This is a genomic window from Nostocoides sp. F2B08 (genome assembly GCF_009184895.1).
Taxonomy (GTDB): Bacteria; Actinomycetota; Actinomycetes; order Actinomycetales; family Dermatophilaceae; genus F2B08.
In genome coordinates this window covers 674,073-698,197 of sequence record NZ_WESE01000001.1, presented here as the reverse complement: position 1 = coordinate 698,197, position 24,125 = coordinate 674,073, and the positions used below count along the sequence as shown (strand labels likewise).

Below are 24,125 nucleotides of genomic sequence, written 5' to 3'. Positions count from 1 at the left end.
TCCACGGTAGCAGAAAAGGTTGACGCATCAACTATTGCGTTCGTCCGGCCCGGCGTTGTCCGGCTCGTCCGGGGAGTCCCGGGTGGCGTCGTGGACGAGGAGGGCGATCTGCACTCGGTTCTCCACGTCGAGCTTGTCAAAGAGCCGGCCGACGTAGGTCTTGACGGTAGGGATCCCGAGATACAGCTCCGCGGCGATCTCCGCGTTCGACAGTCCGCGGGCGACCGCCCGGGCGACGTCGAGCTCGCGCTCGGTGAGCGACTGCACGGCGGCCCGGGCGCGAGCCACCTCGGGGTCCTCCGGCTCGGGTGGGGCGGCGACAGCGGCGATGAGCTGGGCCGTCACGCTCGGGGAGAGCATCGGCGAGCCCGCCGCGACCGTGCGCACGGCCTCGACCAGCCGGGCCGGCGGGGTGTCCTTGAGGAGGAACCCGGCGGCGCCGCTGCGCAGAGCGCGCAGGACGTACTCGTCGGCGTCGAAGGTCGTGAGCACGATGACCTGGGGCGGTGGCTGGAGGCGTCGGATCTGCTCGGTCGCGCTCAGGCCGTCGCGCACCGGCATCCGGATATCCATGAGCACCACGTCGGGACGCTCCCGCCGCACGAGCCGCACGCCGGCCTCCCCGTCCTCGGCCTCACCGACGACGGTGATACCCGAGTCGCCGCCGAGGAACATCCGCAACGCCGTCCGCACCATCGGGTCGTCGTCGACGACCACGACCCGGATCGGCGCCCCGGTGCTCATACCTGCAACGGTATCCGCGCCCTGAGCACCCAGTTGCCGTCGGACCCGGGTCCGCTCTCCAACGTCCCTCCGTGCAGGACGACCCGCTCCCGCAGACCGAGCAGGCCGAGCCCCGCGCCGGGTGTCGCTGGCGCCCCCGGACGCAGCGGCTGGGCGACGGTGATCGCCAGGTCGTCCTCGCCACCGCCGGAGAGCCGGACGGACACCGGCATGTCCGGGGCATGCTTGCGGGCATTCGTCAGCCCCTCCTGGATGATCCGGTATGCGGTGCGCGCCACCCGTTCGGGAACCTCGCCGGCGTCGTCGGTCACCGTCACGGTGGCACCCAGGGTGCGCGCCTCCGCCACGAGAGCGGGCACGTCGCGCAGGGTCGGCTGCGGAGCCTCCGGTGCTGGACGGGCGACCTCGTCGTCGTCGTTCTGTCGGAGCACTCCGAGGATCTCGCGGAGCTCGGTGAGCGCCTCCCGTGCGTTGCGCTCGATCGTCGCGGCCGCGGTCCGCTGCTCCTCCCGGGAGAGGTCCTCACGGTAGGTCAGCGCCCCGGCGTGCATCGCCACGAGTGAGATCCGATGGGCGAGGACGTCGTGCATCTCGCGGGCGATGCGGGTGCGCTCGGCCGCGCGACCCTGGGCCTCGCGGGCGGCCTTCTCGCGTTCGGTGGCGGTGGCTCGTTCCCGCAGCGACTGCACCAGGGCGCGGTTGGCGCCGATCGCGTAGGCGACCGCTGCGAAGGTGACGGTGGCCAGTGCCGACCCGGCTCCGGTCTGCCAGGCCCGCAGCGGATCGTCCGGCGGCCAGATCAGCTCCGACACGAGCGACATCGCGACGACGAGGGGAATGACGATGGCCAGGCCGCGCAGGTTGCGTCGTGCGGCGAGGGAGGCGAGCGCGAGCAGCACTGCGCCGGTGACGGAGAGGAACACGCCACCCAGCAGGGCCAGGACGACCGCGACGGCGACGGGGTGCTCACGCCGGCGCTGGACGATGGGGATGGCGACGAGCCCGACGAGCGCGTCGACGGCGAGCAGCACCCAGCGCCCGGTCGAGTGGGTGGAGGCGTTCTGCAGTCCGGTCGCCGCCCAGGACGTGTAGCCGACGAAGACCACGAGGACGAGCCGCCAGGTGTTCTGCCACTGGTTCAGCGGCGGGGCCTTGGGCCCGGCGTCGAGGTCCTCGCGGACCCGCTCCCACCCGGAGCGCGCCGCTCGAGGCAGACCGGACCACCGCATACCAGCAATCTAGGTGAGCGGAAGGAGGGGTGGATCCGTCCGGGGGACCGGTTCACCGCACAGGGCGGATACCGAAGGATGACCCGGTCGGGACCGGTGGTCGATGTGCGGGGTATGCGCCGCGCGGGACGGTGGGGACATGATCACCACCGAGCGACTCACCAAGACCTACGGACCCGTCACTGCCGTCGACGACGTGTCCTTCGCCGTCGAGCCCGGCCGGGTCGTCGGGTTCCTCGGGCCGAACGGCGCCGGCAAGTCGACCGCGATGCGGATGATGACCGGACTGACTCCGCCGACCAGCGGCCGGGCCCTGATCGCAGGCCGTCCGTATGCCGAGCTGACCAACCCCGGCCGCCTGGTCGGGGTCATGCTCGACGCCTCGGCCCAGCATCCGGGCCGGACCGGGCTCGAGACGCTCCGGCTCGTCGCGATCCACCTCGGCGTGCCGCGGTCCCGGGTCGAGGAGATGCTCGAGCTCGTCGGCCTGACGGCGGACGAGGCGAGCCGGCGCGTGCGCGGCTACTCCCTCGGGATGCGGCAGCGGCTGGGGCTCGCGGCGGCCTTCATGGGCGACCCGCAGGTCCTCATCCTCGACGAGCCCGCCAACGGCCTGGACCCGCAGGGCATCCATTGGATGCGGGGGCTGCTGCGTGACTTCGCCGAGCGCGGCGGAACCGTCCTGCTCTCGTCCCACCTGCTCCACGAGATCGAGGCGATCGCCGACGAGCTCATCGTCATCGGTCGCGGGCGGATCATCGCCGAGGGGTCCTTGGACGACCTGCTGGCGCCGACGACGACGTTCGTCCGCTCCCTGGACGACCGCACCCTGGCCGCGGCCCTCGTCGAGACCGGCGCCGAGGTCACGACCACGCCCGCGGGGCTGTCGGTCACGGCGGACGCGGAGACCGTCGGGCGCCTTGCGCTCGCGCACGGCATCGTCCTGCTCCGCCTGAGCCACGGCGAGCGGGCCGGCCTCGAGGAGCTGTTCCTCACGCTCACCACCGACCAGGACCGTGCCGGTCCGGTCGCCCGTCCGACAGGAGCCGCAGCATGACCACCATCTCCGCCCCGTCCGCATCCCCGACCGCGTCGCGAGGGCCGCAGGTCGGCTCGTTCCTGCCTCCTCCGGGTCCGGTCCCGCTCACCCGGCTGGTCGGCCTCGAGGTGCGCAAGATGGTCGACACCCTCGCGGGCCGCTGGCTCGTCATCGTGACGCTCGCTCTCGCGCTGGTCCTCATGGTCGCGTTCGCGATCTTCGGCGAGGCTCCTGAGGTGACCGTGGGCACCTCGCTCGGAGCGGCCGGGGGACCGCTCGGCATCCTGCTGCCCGTCCTCGGCATCATGGCCGCCACCGCCGAGTGGAGCCAGCGCGCCGGCCTCGTGACGTTCGCCCTCGAACCACGCCGTGGCCGGATCGTGCTGGCCCGGGTCGTCGCCGGCCTCGTCCTGGGGGTCGCCGTCGTCGTCGTCTCGGTCGCCCTGGCCTACCTCGTGACCGCGGCGACCGGGCTCCTGGGCCGGCCGAGCGGCTACGACATGAGCGCCGCCCAGCTCGCGGGGTTCGTCGTCGTCATGGCGCTGTCGGTGCTCCAGGGCGTGGCCTTCGGTTTCCTCTTCCTCAACACCCCCGTGGCGATCGTCGCCGTTCTCGCCCTGCCCTCCGTGATCGCCGTGGCGACGCAGTTCAGCGAGCGGATGGCGGAGGTCGCCCCGTGGGTCGACCTGTCCCGCAGCGGTGCGCCGCTGCTCGAGGGCACGCTCACGTGGACGACCGCCGGGCAGCTGGCCACGTCCTCGCTGCTGTGGATCGGGCTGCCGCTGGCCATCGGCACGTGGCGGGTGCTGCGCAGCGAGGTCAAGTAGCCGGGTCGGGTGGCTCTAAGGCCCGGGTCACCTTTCCCGCATGGGAGAGAAAGGGCTCCTTCACTATGGAAATGTTCCGTGGTGAAGGAGCCGTTTCCCGCATGGGGAGAGAAAGGTGAGGCGTCCCACCTCCCGGACCAGCGGGTTTCGGCGGACTTGACACCGTCCGCTAGGTTCTGTCCGACGCCCCCTCGCCGCCGACAGCGACGAATCCGCTGCACGGGGGAGCGAAGAATGCAGTCGAGGTACCCCCGTTGAGTCGCAAGCTCGTCATCGTCGAGTCCCCCGCCAAGGCGAAGAAGATCGCCGGCTTCCTGGGCTCGGACTACACCGTCGAGGCCTCTGTAGGCCACATCCGGGACATCCCGACGCCGAGCGAGATGCCGGCGGAGATCAAGAAGGGCCCGTTCGGCAAGTTCGGCGTGAACGTCGATGCCGACTTCGAGCCGTACTACGTGGTCGACGCCGACAAGAAGAAGAAGGTCACCGAGCTCAAGCGGCTGCTCAAGGACTCCGACGAGCTCTATCTCGCCACGGATGAGGACCGCGAGGGCGAGGCCATCGCATGGCACCTGCTGGAGACCCTGCAGCCGAAGGTGCCGGTCAAGCGGATGGTCTTCAACGAGGTGACCAAGGAGGCCATCAACCGGGCCGTGCGCGCCACGCGTGACATCGACACGGCGCTCGTCGACGCCCAGGAGACCCGCCGGATCCTCGACCGGCTCTACGGCTACGAGATCTCGCCGGTGCTATGGCGCAAGGTCAAGGCCGGCCTGTCCGCCGGCCGGGTCCAGTCGGTGGCCACCCGGCTGGTCGTCGAGCGCGAGCGGGAGCGGATGGCGTTCCGCGCGGCGTCCTACTGGGACGTCACGGCCGACGTCACCCCCGACGCCGAGTCCAACCGCTTCACCGCACGGCTCACCCAGGTCGACGGACGCAAGGTCGCCACCGGTCGGGACTTCGCCGACGACGGCACCCTGAAGACCGCCGACGTCGCCCACCTGGACCGGTCGGCCGCCGAGCAGATCGCGTATGCGACGCGCGCCGCCGACGTCTCCGTCACCTCGGTCTCGGAGAAGCCGTACCGACGCAGCCCCGCCGCGCCGTTCACGACGTCGACGCTGCAGCAGGAGGCCAGCCGCAAGCTGCGCCTGTCGAGCAAGAACGCGATGCGGGTGGCCCAGCGGCTCTACGAGAACGGCTTCATCACGTACATGCGGACCGACAGCACGACGCTGTCGGAGTCTGCCCTGACCGCGGCCCGTCAGCAGGCCCGCGACCTCTACGGTGCCGACTACGTGCCGGACGCCCCCCGCCGGTACGCCACGAAGAACAAGGGCGCCCAGGAGGCGCACGAGGCGATCCGACCCGCCGGGGACAGCTTCCGCACCCCCGCCCAGGTCGCCGGTGAGCTCCGCGGCGACGAGTTCGCCCTGTACGAGCTGATCTGGAAGCGCACCGTGGCCTCGCAGATGGCCGACGCCGTCGGGTCGACCGCCACGGTCAAGCTCGGCGCGACGCTCGACGCTGAGGCTCCCGCGCATACCGTGGAGTACTCCGCGAGCGGCACCGTGATCACCTTCCGCGGCTTCCTCGCCGCCTACGAGGAGGGCCGCGACGAGAAGCGCACGCTGCGCAAGAGGGACGAGGCGGAGCAGGAGCGCCGCCTGCCGAAGCTGAGCGAGGGCGTGGCCCTGACCGTGCTGCGCGCCGAGGCGGACGGCCACGAGACGAGCCCGCCGCCGCGCTACACCGAGGCGACCCTCGTCAAGGCGATGGAGGAACGCCGCATCGGCCGGCCCTCGACGTACGCCTCGACGATCGGCACGATCCAGGACCGCGGCTATGTCCGCACCCGCGGCAACGCCCTGGTGCCGACCTGGCTGGCCTTCGCCGTCACCCGCCTGCTCGAGGTGCACTTCGAGCACCTCGTCGACTACGACTTCACCGCGACGATGGAGGACGCGCTCGACGAGATCGCCGCCGGCCAGGAGGACCGCGTCGAGTGGCTGCGCCGCTTCTACTTCGGCGACGAGGCGACCACCGGAGAGGGACTGCGCGAGCTCGTCGACGACCTCGGTGACATCGACGCCCGCGCGATCAGCACGATCGACATCGGCGACGGCATCGTCGTCCGTGTCGGCCGCTACGGCCCCTACGTCGAGGAGGTGGCACCGCGAGGCGTGGACCCCGCCACCGGCGAGATGACCGACGGTGCCGCCACCGAGACGAGCCCGCGCCGGGGGACCATCGCCGACGACATCGCTCCGGACGAGCTGACGCCGGCCAAGGCCCGCGAGGTGCTCGCGGCCGCGGCCGACGACGGACGTGTTCTCGGGCAGGACCCCGAGACCGGTCGCGACATCGTCGCCAAGGCCGGTCGTTACGGCCCCTACGTCACCGAGGTGCTCCCCGACGCGGAGGAGGGCGCCACCAAGGGCAAGGCGAAGGTCAGGCCCCGCACCGCCTCCCTGTTCACGGACATGGACCTGGCGACCATCGACCTGGCCACCGCCCTGCGACTGCTGTCCCTGCCGCGGGTGGTCGGCACCGTGACCGAGACGGCCACCGGCGAGGACGGCGCCGAGAAGCAGGTCGAGGTCGAGATCACCGCACAGAACGGCCGCTACGGTCCCTACCTGAAGAAGGGCACCGACTCCCGCTCGCTCGCCACCGAGGCCCAGCTCTTCGACATCACGCTCGAGGAGGCGCTCGCGATCTACGCCCAGCCGAAGACCCGGGGGCGAGCCGCCGCGGCGCCGCTCAAGGAGCTCGGCGCCGACCCGGCGACGGGCAAGCCCATGGTGGTCAAGGACGGGCGCTTCGGTCCCTACGTCACCGACGGTGAGGTCAACGCGACCCTGCGCAAGGGCGATGAGCCGGAGACCATCACGGCCGAGCGGGCCGCCGAGCTGCTCGCGGAGAAGCGCGCCAAGGGCCCGACGACCCGCAAGCGGGCGACTCGGAAGTCGACGGCGAAGAAGTCCACCGCGAAGAAGACGACCGCCAAGAAGGCGACGACCCATAAGACGACCGCAGCCAAGAAGACGGCGAGGAAGGCCGCATCCTGATGCTCGGACCCGGCCTGCTCGGCGACGTCCTCACGCTCGTCCGGCGGGGGGTCATCGCGCCCGCTCTGCCGCACCGGACCGCGGGTCAGGTCGGGTCGCTCCTCACCTATGGCGTGGGTCTGTTCGGGGAGCTGCGTCAGGCGGCCAAGCATTCGCCGAACCGCTTCGCGGTCATCGACGCCGAGTCCGGCGAGCTGACCTACGACGAGCTCCTCGCCCGCGTCGAGCGCACGAGCGAGGTGCTGCGCGGCTTCGGGCTGCGCGGCCGGGACCGGGTCGGGCTGCTAGCCCGGAACCACGTCGGGGCGGTCGCCGCCATGGCCGCGGTCGATGCGCTCGGCGCCGACCTGGTCCTGCTCAACACCGGGCTGACGGCCAACCAGCTCGCGCAGGTGGCGATCGACCAGGACCTGAGCATGATCGTCCATGACGACGAGTTCGCAGCCACGGTGGCCGAGCTCGACCTGACCCGAATCAGTGAGAGCGATCTCGAGGAGGCCGTCGCGCATACCCGCCGGCCGCTCGTCGTGCGCCCCGCCCGAGGTGGGCGGACGATCGTCCTCACCTCCGGCACGACGGGGTCGCCGAAGGGCGCGACCCGGCGCACGCCCCCGGGCATCGGCCCGCTCGCGACGATCCTGGACCGGATCCCCTTCAACGCCGGCGAGCGGGTGCTGATCTCGGCGCCGATCTTCCACGCGTGGGGGTATGCGGCGCTCCAGCTCGCGCTCGGAATCCGCGCCACCGTGGTGCTCCAGCGCAGGTTCGACCCCGCGGAGGCCCGCGAGGCCCTGGAGGAGTTCCAGGTGCACGCGCACGTCGCGGTGCCCGTGATGCTGCACCGGATGCTCGAGCTGCCGAGCGACCCCGCGGCGCGGACGAGGCGACCCCTGCGGATCACGGCCGTCAGCGGCTCGGCGCTTCCGGGCGGCCTGGCCACCGCATACATGGACGAGTACGGCGACGTCCTGCACAACCTCTACGGCTCGACCGAGGCCTCCTGGGTCTCCATCGCCACGCCCCAGGACCTGCGGCTCGCCCCGGACAGCGCCGGCCGGCCGCCCCGGGGCACGACCGTGCGCATCCTCGACGACGGCGGCCGCGAGGTGCCGGAAGGGGCCGTGGGGCGGGTCTTCTGCGCCAACGAGCTCGTCTTCGAGGGGTACACCTCCGGACAGACCAAGGAGTTCGTCGACGGGCTCATCTCGACCGGCGACCTCGGCTACGTCCGTGACGGGCTGCTCTTCCTCGAGGGCCGCGAGGACGACATGATCATCAGCGGCGGGGAGAACGTCTATCCCGACGAGGTCGCGCACGTGCTCGACCGGCTCGAAGGAGTGCGCGAGTCAGCGGTCGTCGGGGTTTCTGACGAGCGCTTCGGGCAGCGGCTGGCTGCGTTCGTCGTGCGCCGCGCAGGCTCCGACCTGGACACGGACGCCGTGCTCGACCACTGCCGGTCGCGCGTGTCGCGGCACGCCGTCCCGCGCGAGGTGCACTTCGTCGACGAGCTGCCCCGGAACGCGACGGGCAAGATCGTGGCGCGCGAGCTGCGTGACCTGCTGGATGGGTGAGCTTTACTTCCGTGGGAAGGAAACCGACGCTTCGGGAAGGATCTCTTGTCTCCCGATGTTGACGGTTTCTTCCCGAGGACGAAAAGGATGACAGTTGGCCGCGCAGCGTGAGGCACTCGCCGAGGTGCTCCTCGGGCTGAAACACCCGCACGAGAGCGTGCGTCAGCGCGCGGCGCTCGCGCTCGGCTCTCTGGTCCGGCCGGAGGTCGCGGGCCGCGTCGCCGCCCGCCTCTGGGAGGAGCCGGACCACTTCGTCCGCGAGACGCTCACGTGGGTGCTCGCCCGGGTGCCCGACGCCGCCCTGCCGTATGCGGTGGCCGCCCTCGAGGACCCGCGCCCCCGGGTGCGGCACACGGCCGCACACCTCGTCGGCAAGATCGGCGACCCGTCCGCTGTGGGTGCCGTCGTCGGGCTCACCGCCGACGCAGACGACGACGTCGCCGCAAAGGCCCGCTTCGTCCTCACCCGCCTAGGCGACCCGTCGGCGATCCCGGCGCTCACTGCATACCTCGGCCGCGGCGGCGACGACCGCCGGACGGAACTGACGCGCGATCTCGCATCCTTCGGTCCGCATGCGGTACCGCACCTGCTGCCGCTGCTCGAGCACCCGGACCCCGCGGTGGGCGATCACGCGCGATGGGTGCTCGAGGTCATCCGGGAGAACGACTTGACCCTCACGCGACGTCAGCCCCCACCATCGGAGGTGTGATGACGACCGACCGCGCCGAGATCGACGCAGCGCTCACCGTCGGGCAGGTGGCCCGTGAGTACGGCGTCACGGTGCGCACGCTGCACCACTACGACGAGATCGGGCTGCTCCGGCCGAGCGAGCGCACCCACGCCGGCTACCGCCTCTACACGCAGGCGGACCTCGAGCGCCTCGCCGCGATCGTCGTGTACCGGCGGCTCGACCTCGGCCTCGACGAGATCGGGGAGCTGCTGGACGGAGGTGCGCCGGTCGTCGACCACCTCCGCCGCCAACGGGCGGCGGTGCTCGCGCGGATCGACGAGATGACCGGTCTCGTCGCCGCGATCGACACGATGATGGAGGCAGAGATGAGTGAGCGGGCAGCGACCCCCGCCGAGCTGCGAGAGCTCTTCGGCGAGGGATTCGACGATGCGTATGCGCGTGAGGCCGAGGAGCGCTGGGGCGACAGTGACGCGTGGGCCCAGTCGCAGACCCGGACCAGCGCATACACGAAGGCCGACTGGCAGGCGGTCAAGGACGAGACGGACGCGATCAACGCCGCCTTCGTCGCCGCCATGGAGTCCGGTGAGCCGGCTACGTCCGAGGCGGCGATGAACGCCGCCGAGGCCGCGCGGCGGCAGATCGACGAGCGGTTCTACGCCTGCTCGCCGCAGTTCCACCGCAACCTCGGCGACATGTACCTCGCCGACCCGCGGTTCACGGCGAGCTACGAGAAGATCCGTCCGGGCATGGCGCAGTACGTCCGCGACGCGATCCATTCCAACGCCGACCGCCAGGAAACTCGCGGCCGCTGACTCGCCGTACCTGTCGGCTCGGGGGCACGCCAACGCCGACCGCCAGGAACAGCAGGCTGGCTGAGCTGGCTTCGACACGCGGCCCCAGCCCTCGGCGACCGTCCCGGCACCGGTGTCGGGACGGTCGCCTAGGCTTCGGTGGGTGAGTGGAGATCGCGGGGTGTTCATCGCCTTCGAGGGCGGTGACGGTGCCGGCAAGTCGACCCAAGTGCGGCTGCTCGCCGACCGCCTTCGCGGCTCCGGGCACGATCCGGTGCTGACGCGCCAGCCGGGCGGCACGGTGCTCGGGCGGCGGTTGCGCGACCTCGTCCTGCACGGCGACCCGATGAGTCCGCGGGCCGAGGCGCTGATCTTCGCCGCCGACAAGGCCCAGCACGTCGACGAGGTCGTGCGTCCGGCGCTGACGGCGGGCCGGGTCGTCATCAGCGACCGCTACACCGACTCCTCGGTCGCGTATCAGGGCGCCGGCCGCGAGCTGGGCGCCGACGAGGTCCACCGCCTGCAGATGTGGGCGGTCGACGGGCTCGTGCCCGACCTGACCGTCATCGTCGACATCACCGCCGAGGAGGGTCGGCGACGCCGTGGCGAGGTGCACGACCGGCTCGAATCCGAGGCGGACGGCTTCCACGAGGCGGTCCGCTCCCACTTCCACGCCCTCGCAGCAACCGCTCCCGACCGCTATCTCGTCGTGAACGGCACGGGCGACCCGGACGGGGTGGCCGACGACGTGTGGGCGCGGGTCCGCCTGCTGCTCGACGGGGCCGCATCGTGAGCGTCTGGGACGACGTCGTCGGACAGGAGCAGGCGGTCGCTGTGCTCGACCGAGCCGTTCGGGAGCCCGAGTCGATGACCCATGCGTGGCTCTTCACCGGCCCCCCCGGCTCGGGTCGGTCCAACGCGGCCCGGGCCTTCGCCGCCGCCCTGCAGTGCGCATCGGCCGGCTGCGGCACATGCCGCGAGTGCCGCACCGCCATGGACGGCACCCACGCCGACGTGACCATCGTGGCTACCGAGGGCCTGTCGATCAAGGTCAAGGAGGCGCGTGAGCTCGTCCAGGAGGCCGCTCGCCGCCCCTCCCTGGGTCGGTGGCGGGTCGTCATCATCGAGGACGCCGACCGGCTCACCGAACAGGCCGCCGACGCCCTGCTCAAGGCGTTGGAGGAGCCGACTCCTCGCACGGTGTGGATGCTCTGCACGCCCTCCCCGGAGGACGTCCTCGTCACCGTCCGCTCGCGGACCAGGGCCGTTCGACTCCGGACTCCTGCTGCGGCCGACGTCGCCGCGCTGCTGCACCGCCGCGACGGTATCGACCTCTCCATGGCGCTCTATGCCGCCCGGGCCGCCCAGTCCCACATCGGCCTGGCCCGCAGGCTCGCCCGCGATGACGGGGCCCGAACGAGGCGTCACGAGATCCTCACCCTCGCGAGTCGCATCCGCACGGTCGGCGACGCCGTCGCCGCGGCGGCTCTGATCGCCTCGATCGCCGACGAGGAGGGAGAGTCCAGCTCCGCGGAGCGCGACGCGGCCGAACGGGCCCGACTGCTCGAGACGCTCGGGGCCGACCCCGGCGCCCGCACCCAGCCGCCGCACATCCGCTCCCAGCTCAAAGCGCTGGAGGACGACCAGAAGGTCCGCGCCAAGCGCTTCGCCCGGGACATGGTCGACCGCGCCCTCATCGACCTGCTCTCGATCTACCGCGACGCGCTCGTCTCGGCTGCCCACGCCCCCGTCGAGCTCGTCAACGCCGACCACCGCGGCGTCGTCGACCAGCTCCGTTCGACTCTCAGCCCAGAGGAGATCCTGCACGCCATGGACGCGATCGGCCAGGCCCGCGAGCGCATCGACGCCAACGTCCCCCCGCTGCTCGCCCTCGAGGCGATGGCGGTCTCTCTCCGCCTCCCGAGGTGAGCTAGCGTTGTCGGCCATGCCCGCGCATACCCACCCCGGCAGACGGCCGCGATCCGGTCGCCGCCGCGCTGCACTCACCATCTCGGCCGCTCTCGCGGCGACCCTCGTCGCCGGGTGCACCGAGATCACCGACCGGCTCCCCGGCCAGTCGGCGGAGGAGACCCGGACCGCCGACGCCTCGACGACCGCAGTGCCCGACGGTCAGGACGACCTCGCGGCCTTCTACGAGCAGCAGCTCGACTGGGTGGACTGCGGACCCGGGGAGTGCGCGGAGCTGACCGTCCCGCTCAGCTATGCCGATCCCGAGGGCGAGACGATCGAGATCAGCGTGCTCAAGGTTCCGGCCGGCAGCAGCCGCAACAGGATCGGCTCGCTCGTGGTCAACCCCGGCGGGCCCGGTGGGTCGGGGGTCGACTACGCCGCAGCCGCGGACGTCATCGTCGGGCCCGAGGTGCGCGAGCGCTTCGACATCGTCGGCTTCGACCCGCGCGGTGTCGGTCGCTCGGCACCGGTCGACTGCGTGTCCGACCCCGAGCTCGACGACTTCCTGGGCATGGACCCGACGCCCGACGACGCCGGCGAGCGCGAGGACTTCGCCACGAAGTCGGACGGCTTCGCCCAAGCGTGCGACGCCGCAGCCGGCGCGCTGCTGGCCAACGTCTCCACCGTCGACGCCGCCAAGGACATGGACATCCTTCGAGCCGCATTGGGGGAGGAGCGCCTCACCTACCTCGGCAAGTCCTACGGCACCTACCTCGGCACGGTCTATGCCGAGCAGTTCACCGACCGGGTCGGACGTTTCGTCCTCGACGGTGCGCTCGCGCCCGACCTCACCCTGCAGGAGGTCAACCGTGGGCAGGCCGAGGGCTTCGACCGCGCCTCGGCCGCGTGGGCCCAGGACTGCATCGACGAGGGGGACTGCCCGCTCGGCGACACCGTCGACGAGGTCATGGAGGGCATGCGCGACCTCATGGAGCGCTTCGACACCGACCCCGTGCCGATCACCGGCGACGCCCGACTGGACACGATGAGCGAGGGCTGGGCCGTGGTGGGCATCGCCCAGGCGATGTACGACCAGGGGATGTGGTCCTTCCTCACGGACGCGCTGCGCGACGTCGTCGAGCGTGACGACGCGACCGAGCTGATGGCGCTGGCCAACGCCTACGCGTTCCGGACTCCGAGCGGGGCGTACACGAGCAACATCCTCGAGGTCATCTATGCCGTCAACTGCCTCGACCGGCCCGAGTCCGACGACATCGCCGACTTCGAGTCCGCTGAGGCGCAGGCCGAGGAGCTCGCTCCCACGTGGGGGAGATTCCTCACCTGGTCCACGATGACGTGCGGCTTCTGGCCGCACGAACCCGTCGGCGGCGGGCCTCGTGAGATCACTGCAGCCGGCAGCGAGCCGATCGTCGTGGTCGGCACCACGCGCGATCCTGCGACACCGTTCGAGTGGTCCGAGCGGCTCGCCGATCAGCTCGAGAACGGGGTCCTGGTGAGCTTCGACGGGGACGGGCACACCGCATACACCCGGAGCAACGCGTGCGTCGACGACGCGGTGGACGCCTTCTTCATCGACGGCACCGTGCCCGAGGACGGCCTGCGCTGCTGACCCGCTGAAGCTGATTGGTCCTGCTCCACCGGACCTCGTATAGTAGTCCGGCGCGCCGCCTTAGCTCAGTCGGCCAGAGCGATTCACTCGTAATGAATAGGTCGTGGGTTCGATTCCCACAGGCGGCTCCACCACGTGCCCCCGACGCCTCGCGTCGGGGGCACGATCGCTGTGTCTCGTTGCCGAGGAAGCCGTTGCTACCCTTGGGTGAGGATCGCCGCAGCGATCCCCGGACGAGGGGCGCCGTACCCGGACAGCGACAAGACGGCCCGTAGGAGGGCCGTCATGGCATGGATCGTTCTCGTCATCTCCGGTGTGCTGGAGGCCGTCTGGGCCACCGCGCTCGGGCGCTCCGAGGGGTTCAGCCGCCCGGGGCCGACGATCGTGTTCAGTGTGGCGCTCGTGCTGAGCATGGGCGGACTCGCCTACGCGATGCGCACGTTGCCGACGGGTACCGCCTATGCGGTCTGGGTCGGCATCGGGGCGTCGCTGACCGTCGTGTATGCCATGGTCTCCGGCACCGAACCCGTCACCCTCGCGCGGGTCGTGTTCCTGCTGCTCATCATCTCGGGCATCGTCGGGCTCAAGCTCGTCAGCTGATCGTTGCCGGGTCCCGCGACCGATGATCCGCCGTGCGCCGGTCCTTCCTGAGCGCGCTCGCAGTTGCGCGTGATCCACGGAAGAACCGTCTCGCAGAGGAAGGTTCGTCTCGCCGGCGAGGTTCTGCCGTGCGCGCGAAGGGCCGTCAGTCGTACAGCGCGTCCCTCGAGATCGGACATGTCATGCAACGCCCGCCGCCACGGCCGCGGCCGAGCTCGGAGGCCGAGATCTCGATGACGTCGATCCCCGCCTTGCGCAGCAGCCGGTTGGTGTGGGTGTTGCGGTCGTAGCCGATGACCACGCCCGGCTCGAGTGCGACGACGTTGTTGCCGTCGTCCCACTGCTCCCTGTGCATGCCGTAGACGTCGCCGCCGGTCTCGACGACCCGCAGCGACACCCCGAGCGCTGAGCCGACGGCGTCGACGAACGAGCCGGGGGCCCGCTCGATCTCCAGACCCGAGGGACTCGAGGAGGACGGCCGCACCACGAGGGGCACGATGTGGTCGACGACCGGGCCGAAGGCGGTGACGGTCTCGGCGTCGCAGAACGTGAAGACGGTGTCGAGGTGCATCGCGGCCCGCGAATGCGGCAGGCCTGCGATGACGACCCGCTCGGCCGCGCCCTGCTCGAACATGGACCGGGCCAGCTGGGTGATCGCCTGGTGCGAGGTGCGCTCGCCCATGCCGACGAGCACCGTGCCGCGACCGATGGGCATGACGTCGCCGCCCTCGAGCGTCGCGCCCGATGAGCCGTGCGCCCCCGCCCGACCCGGCTCGTCGCGGTCGCCGAACCACACCGAGAACCGCGCGTCGACGAACCGCGGGTGGAACTTGTAGATCGCCGCGGTCAGCAGAGTCTCCGGGCGCCGAGCCGGCCAGTACATCGGGTTGAGCGTCACCCCGCCATAGATCCACGACGTGTTGTCCCGCATGAACAGGGTGTTCGGCAGTGGGGGCAGGATCCAGTGGTGCTGGTCGCGCAGCCCGTCGCGCAGGACGGTCAGGAACGCGCCGCCGAACTCCTCCGGCAGCTCGCTGTAGGACACCCCGCCAACGAGATGCGCCGCGAGGTCGTCCGGGGTGAGTGACGTGAGCCACTCCCGGGTCGGGTCCGCCAGGCCGATTCCGACGTCCTCGATCGTGATCCGCCGGTCGAGGATCCAGTCGCGGGCCTCCGGGTCGGCCACGACCTCGGTGAGCATCTCGTTCAGCTCGAGCACCTCGATGCCCCGCTCGGTCATCCGGGACCGGAACTCCTCGTGGTCGGCGCGGGCGCGCTCGACCCAGAGCACCTCGTCGAACAGCAGGTCCTTGCACGTGTCGGGCGTCAACCGGGTATGCGCGAGCCCGGGGGCCGCCACGAGAACGGTCCGCAGCCGGCCGGCTTCGGAGTAGACCCCGACAGAGCTGCTCGCCGGGGCGGCGTCGCCCGTGGCCGTCGTGGTTGTGCCGGTGGTTGTGCTGTCTGTGGTCCTGGACGCGGTGCTCACGGCGCAACTCTCCCACGGATGGCAGCACCTGCGGGCCCGAGCGACTCTGTCCCTCCGGCTCAGCCTCTCCCGCTCAGCCGCTTCGGCTCGGCCCCCCGCTCAGTCGCTGAGCGGGCGCTCCTTGGTCGCCAGCTCCTCGCGGGCCCGGGCCGCCGAGGCAGCGTGCGCCTCGGTCCACTTCTCGGGTCGCTCGGCCTGGCTCTCGGTGTGGTGTGCGGCCGGCATCCGCCACCGCGCCGTCGACATGCCGGCCGCCTTGGCCCGCTCGAGCGCCTCGACGACGACCCGCTCGGCCTCCGTGCGGCCCGCCCAGTGCGCGCCCTCCACCGACTTGCCCGGCTCGAGGTCCTTGTAGGTCTCGAAGAAGTGCTGGATCTCGAGCCGGTCGAACTCGTTGATGTGCTCGAGCTCGGTGATGTGCGTCTTGCGCGGGTCGCCGGCGGGGATGCACAGCAGCTTGTCGTCACCGCCGGCCTCGTCACGCATGTGGAACAGGCCGATCGGTCTGGCCCGGACCAGGCAGCCGGGCCAGGTCGGCTCGTCGAGCAGGACGAGCGCGTCGAGCGGGTCGCCGTCCTCACCCAGCGTGTCCTCGACGTAGCCGTAGTCGGAGGGGTAGGCCATGGAGGTGAAGAGCAGCCGGTCGAGTCGGATCCGGCCGGTCTCGTGGTCGACCTCGTACTTGTTCCGAGCGCCCTTGGGGATCTCGATGGTGACGTCGAACTCCACTGTCTGACTCCTTCGCGGGAGGTGCTCCCTTTGGTGACCTACTCTGCTGGGGACAGTCTTGCACCCCAGGCACATGAGGACAGCCGATGCCCCGCCGCCGCACGATCGCCGCGCTGACGGTCGGCGTCCTCGCGGTGGCGACCGGCGCATACGCGACCGCCGACGCCTATGACGCGGTCCCGGGCGTGCTCACGATCGCCGAGCCCGTCGACCCGGCCACCCTGCCGCCCCCGGAGCCGGAGCCCGACGTCACCGGGCTCGTGCCGGTCCCCACGCCCGGACCGCTGCAACCGGTGCTGGCCGCCGCTCCGGCCGCGCCCCTGCCCGACCGGGCGGCTCTCGAAGAGACCGTCGAGGAGCGGCTGGCGGACCCGGGCTTCTTCGGCTCGGCCACGGTGGTGATCGCGGACGGACCGACCGGCGAGATCCTGTATGCGCGGGAGGCCGACCGTCCCGTCACGCCCGCATCGACCCAGAAGCTGCTCTCCGGGGCCGCCGTGCTGCACACGCTCGACCCGGACGGCCGTTTCGCCACGACCGCCGTCCGCACCGCCCCGGACACGATCGCCCTCGTCGCCGGCGGGGACACCATGCTCGCGCCCGGCGAAGGGGACCCCCTCGCCGTCGAGGGGCACGCCGGGCTGGCCGACCTCGCCGCACAGGTCGTCGAGCGGCTCGGCCGGGACGGAACCCCTCCGGCCGCGCTCACGGTGACGCTCGACATGTCCCACGCCGCCGGCCCCCGCTACGCGCCGCGCTGGAACATGGCCGACATCCGTGCCGGGTTCAACCAGGGCGTGACGATGATCGGCCTGGCCGGGCAGCGGCCCCGCCCGGACGAGCCGTCCCCGTCCTTCCCCGAGCTCGAGGCGGCGGGAGCCTTCGCCGAGGCCCTCACCGCCGCTGGTCTCCCGGCGACCGTGGCGGCGGATCCGGTGCTCCCAGGCCCGGCGAGCGGGCCGCGTGTCGGTGTCGTCCGCAGCGCGACGGTCGCCGAGGTGACCGCGCTCGCCATGGCCGACAGCGACAACGCGCTCACCGAGGCACTCGCCCGCCAGGCCTCGGCCTCGGTCGGGGGTCCGACGGACTTCGAGGGGGTCGCCGAGTTCGTCCTGGACCGGGTGGCGGGCCTGGGGGTCGACGTCACCGGCGCGACCCTCCTCGACACCTCCGGGATGACCTACGACCAGCTCCTGCCGGCGCGGGTCGTCGCCGACGTGCTCCTCCTCGCAACGACGGGTGCCGACCCGGTCCTCGCCCCGCTCGTGGCGGAGCTGCCGGTCGCCGGGCTGAGCGGGACCCTCGACGAGCGGTTCGCGACGACCCCGACGCGGGTGGTCGCCGGGATCCCGCGCGCCAAGACGGGCACCATCAACGCGACCGCGGCGCTCGCGGGCACGACGACGACCCGGGACGGTCGACTGCTCGCCTTCGTGGTCATCGCCGACACCGTGCCCCGGACGGGAAGGTTGGCCGCGCGTGACGCGTTGGACGCGTTGGTGACTGCGCTGACGGAGTGCGGTTGTCGATGACCGTCCACCTTTGGATGACCGACCACATCTGACCGAGTCCGCCACAGCGAAGGAACCCCATGACCGACATCACCACGACCGAGACCACGCCTCCGCAGTCCTACGTCGACTGGGCCTTCGCCAAGGCGACCGGCGCGCGGCTCGTGCAGGCCGGTCCGGCCGTCAGCGCGTCGGAGGCCCGCGAGGCGGTCGAGCAGATCCGGCGGATCGCCGCAGAGGCCGTCGAGCCGGTCGCCGCCACGTCGCGGATGCACGCGCCGGGGCAGGCGCCCGCGCCGCTCATCATCGACCGCCCGTCCTGGATCGCGGTCAACGCGGACTCGATGTCCGCGCTGATGGACCCGGTCTTCGCCGACGTCATGGACAAGCGCGGCGCCGCCCCGTCGCCGACCGCCGCCGCGATCGGCGGCAAGGTGACCGGGGCCGAGGCCGGAGCGCTCCTGGCCTTCCTCGCCGGCAAGGTGCTCGGTCAGTACGACCTGGCTCCGGGCGGCAAGCCCACCCTGCTGCTCGTCGCGCCCAACATGGTCCAGGTCGCCCGCGACCTCCAGGTCGACGACACCGACTTCCGCCGCTGGGTGTGTATGCACGAGGAGACCCACCGCGTCCAGTTCACGGCTGTCCCGTGGCTGCGGGACCACATGATCGAGCGGGCCCGGACCATCGCGGCCGAGATGACGCCCGACCCGGAGAGCCTGCAGGAGAAGGCGCAGCAGCTGCTCACCCGGCTCCCCGAGGCGTTCTCGGGCGACGGAGGCGGACTCGCCGACCTGTTCGCCACCCCGGAGACCCGCGAGAAGGTCGCCGAACTGACGGCGGTGATGTCCCTCCTCGAGGGCCACGCGGACGTCGTCATGGACGAGGTCGGACCCGAGATCATCCCGAGCGTCGAGGAGATCCGCCGCAAGTTCACCAAGCGCCGCCAGGGCCAGGGCGCCGTCGACAAGCTGCTCCGTCGACTTCTTGGGCTCGACGCCAAGATGCGCCAGTACCGCGACGGTGCCGTGTTCGTGCGCGCCGTCGTCGACACCGTCGGCTGGGACGGCCTCAACGCGGTCTGGACCTCGCCGGACACCCTCCCCAAGCCGGTGGAGATCTCCGACCCCGGCGCCTGGGTCGCCCGGGTGCACGGCTGAGCCGGACGTGACGGAGCCGGACGTGACGCAGGAGGGGCGCACGGGCCGGAGCGGCCGCCCCCACCCGGCGGTCGCGGCCATCCGGTATGCGGTGCGCACCCACATCGCCGACCTCGCGGAGCGCGTCGGTCGCGACGACGGTCTCGTGCTCGTCGCGTGCTCGGGGGGCGCCGACTCCCTGGCGCTCGCGGAAGCGGTGGCCTTCGAGTGTCGCCACGGCGCGTGGTCCGGTGGCGCGGTGATCGTCGACCACGGGCTCCAGCCCGGCTCGGGTGAGGCCGCGTCCGAGGCGGCGGAGACCTGTCGGTCGCTCGGGCTCGACCCGGTGGAGGTCGTGCGGGTGTCGGTGAGCCGCGCCGGGCGCGGGCTCGAGGCGGCGGCCCGGGAGGCGCGTCATGAGGCGCTGACCGAGACAGGGCGGCGACTCGGTGCCGTCGCCGTCCTGCTCGGACACACTCTCGACGACCAGGCCGAGCAGGTTCTGCTCGGGCTCACCCGCGGGTCGGGGACCCGGTCGCTCGGGGGCATGCCGGCGCGTCGCGGTCTCATGGAGCGCCCGCTGCTCGGCATCACCCGCGAGCAGACGCGGGAGGCGTGCGCAGCGGAGGGTCTTCAGGTCTGGGACGACCCGATGAACGCCGACCCGGAGTTCACCCGGGTCCGGGCCCGACGGGCCGTCGCGGACCTGGAGCGCGAACTCGGCCCCGGGGTCGCTTCGGCCCTCGCGCGCAGCGCTGACCAGCTCCGCGCCGACGCGGACCTTCTCGACGCGCTGGCCGGGGACGCCCGCCGAGGCCTCGGACCGGGCCCGGACCACGACGTCGCCACGTTCGCCGCGATCCCCGCCCCGCTGCGCACCCGGGTCTGGCGCGTGCTGCTCCTCGAGGCCGGTGCGCCGGCGGGACGGACGGGAGCCGCGCATACCGACGCCTGTGACCGACTGCTCACGCACTGGAGGGGACAGGGCCCGCTGCACCTGCCCGGAGACCTGCGGGTCGCCCGCCGCGGGACCAGGGTGCGCGTCGAGCGGCCCGGTCCGGTTGAATAGGGCGGGTGGACAGCGCAGCGATGGGCCGGGACCTCGAGAAGGTCCTCCTCTCCGACGACCAGATCCAGGACCGGCTCGCCGAGCTCGCCACCGAGATCGCCGAGGCCTACGAGGGCAAGGACGTCCTGCTCGTCGGTGTCCTCAAGGGGGCGATCATGGTGATGGCCGACCTGATGCGCCACCTGCCGTTCTCGGCGCCGGTCGACTGGATGGCGGTCTCGTCGTACGGCTCCGGCACCAAGAGCAGCGGCGTCGTGCGCATCCTCAAGGACCTCGACGCCGATATCTCCGGGCGGCACGTCCTGATCGTCGAGGACATCGTCGACTCCGGGCTCACGCTGTCCTGGATCCGGGCCAACCTCGAGTCCCGGCAGCCCGCGTCCGTCGAGATCTGCACTCTCCTGCGCAAGCCGGAGGCCGCCAAGGTGCAGATCGACTGCCGGTGGGTCGGCTTCGACATCCCGAACGAGTTCGTCGTCGGCTACGGCCTCGACTACGCCGAGCAGTACCGCGGGCTCCGCGACATCGGCACGCTCGCCCCGCACGTCTACAGCTGAGAAGGCGCCGGCGTTTGCGCCGAGCCGCGGAGCTCCAGGCGAGCCGAGCCCATATTGCGCCGCAGTGGCTGGAACCGCCGCTGCTCGGCTGAGCCGCCGCGGCTCGTGAACGGGCGCCGCAGCTCATGACCGGGGGCAACGCGCCCCCAGGTCGATCCAGGTGGATCGCGGCTGAGGTCGGACCCCGTGGTCGATGAGCAGTCGTGCCAGTGCGGCGGTGTCGCGCGCGACGCTCCACACCCACCGTGCGACCGGCTTGTGCCGCCGCAGCCGGTCCTCTCGCTTCTTCTCCCGCCAGACGATCTCCCCGGCTTCGGCGGGACTGGCGCCCTCCGGGACGCGGTACTTCAGCTTGCCGTCGAACTCGCCGATAACGTCCGCGAAGTCGAAGTCGACGTATCCGATGGCGCCCATGGCGTCGCGATACGGCTGCTGGAGCTGAGGACGCGGGAGGTTCGCGCGAAACATCTGGACGCGGGAGAGGCTCTCGCCGGGTGAACCACTCAGGCCGTCGGCGAGGTCGACGACGAGCCGCGCGGTGGCTCTGCCCCGCGCACCCTTCGGTAGGGCCGTGGCCTCGGACTCCAGCTGAGACCGCGAGCAGAGGCCGACGCGTAGGGCGTGGTCCGCGGCGGCGACCGCGGTGTCGAGGCTGGCCCAGCGGGCCAGGTCGATGACGGTGCGGGCCACGGGTGTGACCAAAACCCCCCGCACCGAGACGGGGACGACCGGGGCGCCGGGCCTGGAACGAACGTGCCGCGATGGTCCGGACACCCCGTCCGGAACGAGCACGTGGATCCGATCCGGCCACGGCTCCATCGAGGGGAGCCCCCACAGCACGGCGGCCGCGTGCTCGCTCAGCACGACGGACTCCTGGTCCCGACAGGTCATCACAGTGGCGAACACCAGAGCCTCATAGCGCCGGTCGATCGAGAGGTTGCGCCAGATGTCCTGAGGCAGCCACACCCCGCGCCGGATCCGATGCCACCGCTCGCGGCCGGGGTCGATGCCGAGCCTCTGCAGGTCGGCGGCTGCGCGCAGGAGTGTCGGGTCGAAGGGGGTGGCTGCCTCGGACATGGAGTCGATTCCAGCGCATCGGGGAGTTTCGGGTCCGACGTCATCCACAACCACAGCGGACGTCGTCGGCGCCACGGCCGATCGAGCAGCGGTCTTGTCGCCGAGCCGCGGCGCTGCAGCCGAGCAGGGGTGATATTGCGCCGCGGGTGGGCGCGAAGGCCGCGGATCGCTGCGAGTGGGTGGGAGTGTGGGGCGGCGGGTAGGGAAGAGCGAGAGCCGATGAGGGCGGCGGACGGAGTCGGTGGAACACACCGCACCCCGGTAGCGTTGTCCAAGCGACCACCCGGTCAGTACCGTCTGCAGAGAGGACGGGCTCGAACGAGCCCGGCACGACACACGTATGAACGCCAAGCGCATCTTCCGCACGCCACTGTTCTGGCTGTTTGTCGCCGTCGCGATCGCCTTCGCGATGTTCTCGGTCGACGGCAGCGGTGGCTACGCGCGGATCGACACCAACCAGGCCGTCCAGCTCATCACGGACGGACACGTCGAGAAGGCCCAGCTGACCTCCGAGAACGTCCTCGACCTCGACCTCAAGGAAGGCCAGGCCTACTCGAGCCCCGATGGGTCGGTCTCCGACGCGACGCAGGTGCGCACCGAGTTCGTCGACGCCCGTGCCGAGGAGATCGTCGCGCTCGTCGACGAGAACGTCGGGGAGGGCGGCTACAACGACACGATCGAGCGCTCGTCGGCCTTCTGGACGTTCTTCATGACGTTCGCGCCGATCATCCTGCTCGTCCTGCTGTTCTGGTTCCTCATGAGCCAGGCCCAGGGCGGCGGCGGCCGGGTCATGCAGTTCGGCAAGTCCCGGGCCAAGCTCGCCACGAAGGACACCCCGAAGGTCACCTTCGCCGACGTCGCCGGCGCCGACGAGGCCGTCGAGGAGCTCCACGAGATCGTCGAGTTCCTCCGCGAGCCGGCCAAGTTCCTCGCCGTCGGCGCCAAGATCCCCAAGGGCGTCCTGCTCTACGGCCAGCCCGGCACCGGCAAGACCCTTCTCGCGCGGGCCGTCGCCGGGGAGGCGGGCGTGCCCTTCTACTCGATCTCCGGTTCGGACTTCGTCGAGATGTTCGTCGGCGTGGGTGCCTCTCGCGTGCGTGACCTGTTCGAGCAGGCCAAGGCCAACGCCCCCGCCATCGTCTTCGTCGACGAGATCGACGCCGTCGGCCGGCACCGGGGCGCCGGTCTCGGCGGCGGCCACGACGAGCGCGAGCAGACCCTCAACCAGCTGCTCGTCGAGATGGACGGCTTCGACGTCAAGACCAACGTCATCCTCATCGCCGCCACCAACCGGCCCGACATCCTCGACCCGGCCCTCCTCCGCCCCGGACGCTTCGACCGGCAGATCGCGGTCGAGAACCCCGACATGATCGGCCGACACCGGATCCTCCAGGTGCACTCCGCGGGCAAGCCGATGGCGCCCGGTGTGGACCTGCTCGCCGTCGCCCGCCGCACTCCCGGGTTCACCGGTGCCGACCTCGCCAACGTCCTCAACGAGGCGGCGCTGCTCACCGCACGCTCGGACAAACAGCTCATCGACAACGACATGCTCGACGAGGCGATCGACCGCGTCATCGCCGGCCCGCAGAAGCGCACCCGGATCATGTCGGCCAAGGAACGCAAGATCACGGCCTACCACGAGGGCGGACACGCGCTCGTGGCAGCGGCCATGAACCACACCGACCCGGTGACGAAGGTGACGATCCTGCCGCGTGGGCGGGCCCTCGGCTACACGATGGTCATGCCGGTCGACGACAAGTACTCCACGACCCGTAACGAGATCCTCGACCAGCTCGCCTACGCCCTGGGCGGTCGGGTCGCCGAGGAGATCATCTTCCACGACCCGACGACCGGTGCGGCGAACGACATCGAGAAGGCCACCGCTCTGGCGCGCAAGATGGTCACCGAGTTCGGCATGAGCGAGCGCGTCGGGGCGATCAAGCTCGGGCAGAGCCAGGGCGAGGTCTTCCTCGGCCGCGACATGGGCCACCAGCGCGACTACAGCGAGGAGATCGCGGCGGTCGTCGACGAGGAGGTCCGTCGGCTCATCGACGACGCCCACGACGAGGCCTGGCACGTCATCAACGACAACCGCGACCTCCTCGACCGCCTCGTCCTCGACCTCCTCGAGCACGAGACCTTGAACGCCGCGGAGCTCGCCGAGATCTTCGCCGACGTCCGCAAGCGCCCGCATCGGCCGACGTGGCTGTCCAGCGACCTGCGCGTGCACTCGGACCGTCCGCCGGTGCTCACCCCGGCCGAGCAGGCAGCCCTCAACGGACACGCCGGTGCGCCGGTGGGTGCCACCGTCAACCAGGGTGACCCGGCCGTCGAGGAGCGCATCGAGCAGGCGGCCAGGAACGGCGCCGCGCCGCCGCCCGAGCAGCCGCCCGCCGAGGTCGTCCAGGTGCCCGAGGGCGGACAGGTCGACCCGCGTGGGCACTGACGCCCTC

Annotated in this window: 20 protein-coding genes, 1 tRNA gene and 1 riboswitch; of the genes, 16 read left to right on the top strand and 5 right to left on the bottom strand. The window is 71.5% G+C overall.

Annotated features, from left to right (window positions below):
• Window positions 1-27 precede the first annotated feature (27 nt).
• Together GA707_RS03220 and GA707_RS03215 are read right to left on the bottom strand one after the other, a co-directional pair.
• Window positions 28-744 (bottom strand): response regulator transcription factor, encoded by a 717-nt coding sequence (locus GA707_RS03220; RefSeq protein WP_152176929.1) that lies wholly within the window; start codon window positions 742-744, stop codon window positions 28-30.
• A complete protein-coding gene (locus GA707_RS03215; RefSeq protein ID WP_152176928.1) occupies window positions 741-1,973 on the bottom strand; it encodes a sensor histidine kinase in 1,233 nt (410 codons plus the stop codon). Before GA707_RS03215 ends, GA707_RS03220 begins: the two co-directional genes overlap by 4 nt.
• A gap of 139 nt (window positions 1,974-2,112) precedes the next feature.
• Between GA707_RS03215 and GA707_RS03210 the strand changes: the two genes are divergently transcribed.
• The 11 genes from GA707_RS03210 to GA707_RS03160 all read left to right on the top strand — a co-directional run bounded on the left by GA707_RS03210 (window position 2,113) and on the right by GA707_RS03160 (window position 14,104).
• Complete coding sequence (locus GA707_RS03210) at window positions 2,113-3,030, top strand: ABC transporter ATP-binding protein (RefSeq protein WP_152176927.1); 918 nt, start codon at window positions 2,113-2,115, stop codon at window positions 3,028-3,030.
• Complete coding sequence (locus GA707_RS20690) at window positions 3,027-3,839, top strand: ABC transporter permease (RefSeq protein WP_193315133.1); 813 nt, start codon at window positions 3,027-3,029, stop codon at window positions 3,837-3,839. Before GA707_RS03210 ends, GA707_RS20690 begins: the two co-directional genes overlap by 4 nt.
• 254 nt (window positions 3,840-4,093) lie before the next feature.
• On the top strand, window positions 4,094-6,910 hold the full coding sequence (gene topA, locus GA707_RS03200) for a type I DNA topoisomerase (RefSeq protein WP_152176926.1): 2,817 nt from the start codon (window positions 4,094-4,096) through the stop codon (window positions 6,908-6,910).
• On the top strand, window positions 6,910-8,481 hold the full coding sequence (locus GA707_RS03195) for an AMP-binding protein (RefSeq protein WP_152176925.1): 1,572 nt from the start codon (window positions 6,910-6,912) through the stop codon (window positions 8,479-8,481). Before topA ends, GA707_RS03195 begins: the two co-directional genes overlap by 1 nt.
• Window positions 8,482-8,575: 94 nt before the next feature.
• Window positions 8,576-9,190 carry a HEAT repeat domain-containing protein gene (locus tag GA707_RS03190; RefSeq protein WP_152176924.1) on the top strand — a complete coding sequence of 205 codons (615 nt, stop codon included), beginning with the start codon at window positions 8,576-8,578 and terminating at the stop codon, window positions 9,188-9,190.
• Window positions 9,190-9,984 carry a MerR family transcriptional regulator gene (locus GA707_RS03185; RefSeq protein ID WP_152177071.1) on the top strand — a complete coding sequence of 265 codons (795 nt, stop codon included), beginning with the start codon at window positions 9,190-9,192 and terminating at the stop codon, window positions 9,982-9,984. Before GA707_RS03190 ends, GA707_RS03185 begins: the two co-directional genes overlap by 1 nt.
• Before the next feature lie 142 nt (window positions 9,985-10,126).
• Complete coding sequence (gene tmk, locus GA707_RS03180) at window positions 10,127-10,756, top strand: dTMP kinase (protein WP_152176923.1); 630 nt, start codon at window positions 10,127-10,129, stop codon at window positions 10,754-10,756.
• Complete coding sequence (locus tag GA707_RS03175) at window positions 10,753-11,892, top strand: DNA polymerase III subunit delta' (protein ID WP_152176922.1); 1,140 nt, start codon at window positions 10,753-10,755, stop codon at window positions 11,890-11,892. Before tmk ends, GA707_RS03175 begins: the two co-directional genes overlap by 4 nt.
• 16 nt (window positions 11,893-11,908) lie before the next feature.
• Window positions 11,909-13,504, top strand: coding sequence for an alpha/beta hydrolase (locus GA707_RS03170; RefSeq protein WP_152176921.1), 1,596 nt, complete (start codon window positions 11,909-11,911; stop codon window positions 13,502-13,504).
• Between the two features lie 54 nt (window positions 13,505-13,558).
• Window positions 13,559-13,635: transfer RNA gene (locus GA707_RS03165), tRNA-Thr, on the top strand.
• Between the two features lie 77 nt (window positions 13,636-13,712).
• Window positions 13,713-13,778, top strand: a riboswitch (guanidine-III (ykkC-III) riboswitch).
• Window positions 13,779-13,789: 11 nt separating this feature from the next.
• A complete protein-coding gene (locus tag GA707_RS03160) occupies window positions 13,790-14,104 on the top strand; it encodes a multidrug efflux SMR transporter (protein WP_152176920.1) in 315 nt (104 codons plus the stop codon).
• Window positions 14,105-14,249: 145 nt separating this feature from the next.
• Here GA707_RS03160 and GA707_RS03155 read toward each other — a convergent pair whose 3' ends face one another.
• On the bottom strand, window positions 14,250-15,593 hold the full coding sequence (locus GA707_RS03155) for an arginine deiminase (protein WP_152176919.1): 1,344 nt from the start codon (window positions 15,591-15,593) through the stop codon (window positions 14,250-14,252).
• 99 nt (window positions 15,594-15,692) lie between these two features.
• Window positions 15,693-16,322, bottom strand: coding sequence for an inorganic diphosphatase (locus GA707_RS03150; RefSeq protein WP_152176918.1), 630 nt, complete (start codon window positions 16,320-16,322; stop codon window positions 15,693-15,695).
• Window positions 16,323-16,408: 86 nt separating this feature from the next.
• Between GA707_RS03150 and GA707_RS03145 the strand changes: the two genes are divergently transcribed.
• The 4 genes from GA707_RS03145 to hpt are packed head-to-tail and all read left to right on the top strand — an operon-like array spanning window position 16,409 to window position 20,595.
• On the top strand, window positions 16,409-17,854 hold the full coding sequence (locus tag GA707_RS03145; RefSeq protein WP_152176917.1) for a D-alanyl-D-alanine carboxypeptidase/D-alanyl-D-alanine-endopeptidase: 1,446 nt from the start codon (window positions 16,409-16,411) through the stop codon (window positions 17,852-17,854).
• Between the two features lie 59 nt (window positions 17,855-17,913).
• A complete protein-coding gene (locus tag GA707_RS03140) occupies window positions 17,914-18,990 on the top strand; it encodes a zinc-dependent metalloprotease (RefSeq protein ID WP_152176916.1) in 1,077 nt (358 codons plus the stop codon).
• Between the two features lie 7 nt (window positions 18,991-18,997).
• Entirely contained in the window at window positions 18,998-20,038 is a 1,041-nt protein-coding gene (gene tilS / locus GA707_RS03135) for a tRNA lysidine(34) synthetase TilS (protein WP_226963490.1), read from the top strand.
• Between the two features lie 5 nt (window positions 20,039-20,043).
• The gene (gene hpt, locus GA707_RS03130) at window positions 20,044-20,595 is read left to right on the top strand and encodes a hypoxanthine phosphoribosyltransferase (RefSeq protein WP_152176915.1); all 552 of its coding nucleotides are present in this window, start codon (window positions 20,044-20,046) and stop codon (window positions 20,593-20,595) included.
• A 123-nt stretch (window positions 20,596-20,718) separates the two neighbouring features.
• Here hpt and GA707_RS03125 read toward each other — a convergent pair whose 3' ends face one another.
• On the bottom strand, window positions 20,719-21,672 hold the full coding sequence (locus tag GA707_RS03125) for a hypothetical protein (protein ID WP_152176914.1): 954 nt from the start codon (window positions 21,670-21,672) through the stop codon (window positions 20,719-20,721).
• Between the two features lie 340 nt (window positions 21,673-22,012).
• Here GA707_RS03125 and ftsH point away from each other — a divergent pair, with 340 nt between their 5' ends.
• Window positions 22,013-24,118, top strand: a complete 2,106-nt coding sequence (ftsH, locus tag GA707_RS03120; RefSeq protein WP_152176913.1) for an ATP-dependent zinc metalloprotease FtsH — start codon at window positions 22,013-22,015, stop codon at window positions 24,116-24,118.
• Window positions 24,119-24,125: the final 7 nt, after the last annotated feature.

Bases quoted from the DNA above. Each gene is read 5' to 3' on its own strand.
- GA707_RS03220 (WP_152176929.1), bottom strand. From the start codon at position 744: ATGAGCACCGGGGCGCCGATCCGGGTCGTGGTCGTCGACGACGACCCG.
- GA707_RS03215 (WP_152176928.1), bottom strand. From the start codon at position 1,973: ATGCGGTGGTCCGGTCTGCCTCGAGCGGCGCGCTCCGGGTGGGAGCGG.
- GA707_RS03210 (WP_152176927.1), top strand. From the start codon at position 2,113: ATGATCACCACCGAGCGACTCACCAAGACCTACGGACCCGTCACTGCC.
- GA707_RS20690 (WP_193315133.1), top strand. From the start codon at position 3,027: ATGACCACCATCTCCGCCCCGTCCGCATCCCCGACCGCGTCGCGAGGG.
- GA707_RS03195 (WP_152176925.1), top strand. From the start codon at position 6,910: ATGCTCGGACCCGGCCTGCTCGGCGACGTCCTCACGCTCGTCCGGCGG.
- GA707_RS03185 (WP_152177071.1), top strand. From the start codon at position 9,190: ATGACGACCGACCGCGCCGAGATCGACGCAGCGCTCACCGTCGGGCAG.
- GA707_RS03170 (WP_152176921.1), top strand. From the start codon at position 11,909: ATGCCCGCGCATACCCACCCCGGCAGACGGCCGCGATCCGGTCGCCGC.
- GA707_RS03160 (WP_152176920.1), top strand. From the start codon at position 13,790: ATGGCATGGATCGTTCTCGTCATCTCCGGTGTGCTGGAGGCCGTCTGG.
- GA707_RS03145 (WP_152176917.1), top strand. From the start codon at position 16,409: ATGCCCCGCCGCCGCACGATCGCCGCGCTGACGGTCGGCGTCCTCGCG.
- GA707_RS03140 (WP_152176916.1), top strand. From the start codon at position 17,914: ATGACCGACATCACCACGACCGAGACCACGCCTCCGCAGTCCTACGTC.
- GA707_RS03125 (WP_152176914.1), bottom strand. From the start codon at position 21,672: ATGTCCGAGGCAGCCACCCCCTTCGACCCGACACTCCTGCGCGCAGCC.
- ftsH (WP_152176913.1), top strand. From the start codon at position 22,013: ATGAACGCCAAGCGCATCTTCCGCACGCCACTGTTCTGGCTGTTTGTC.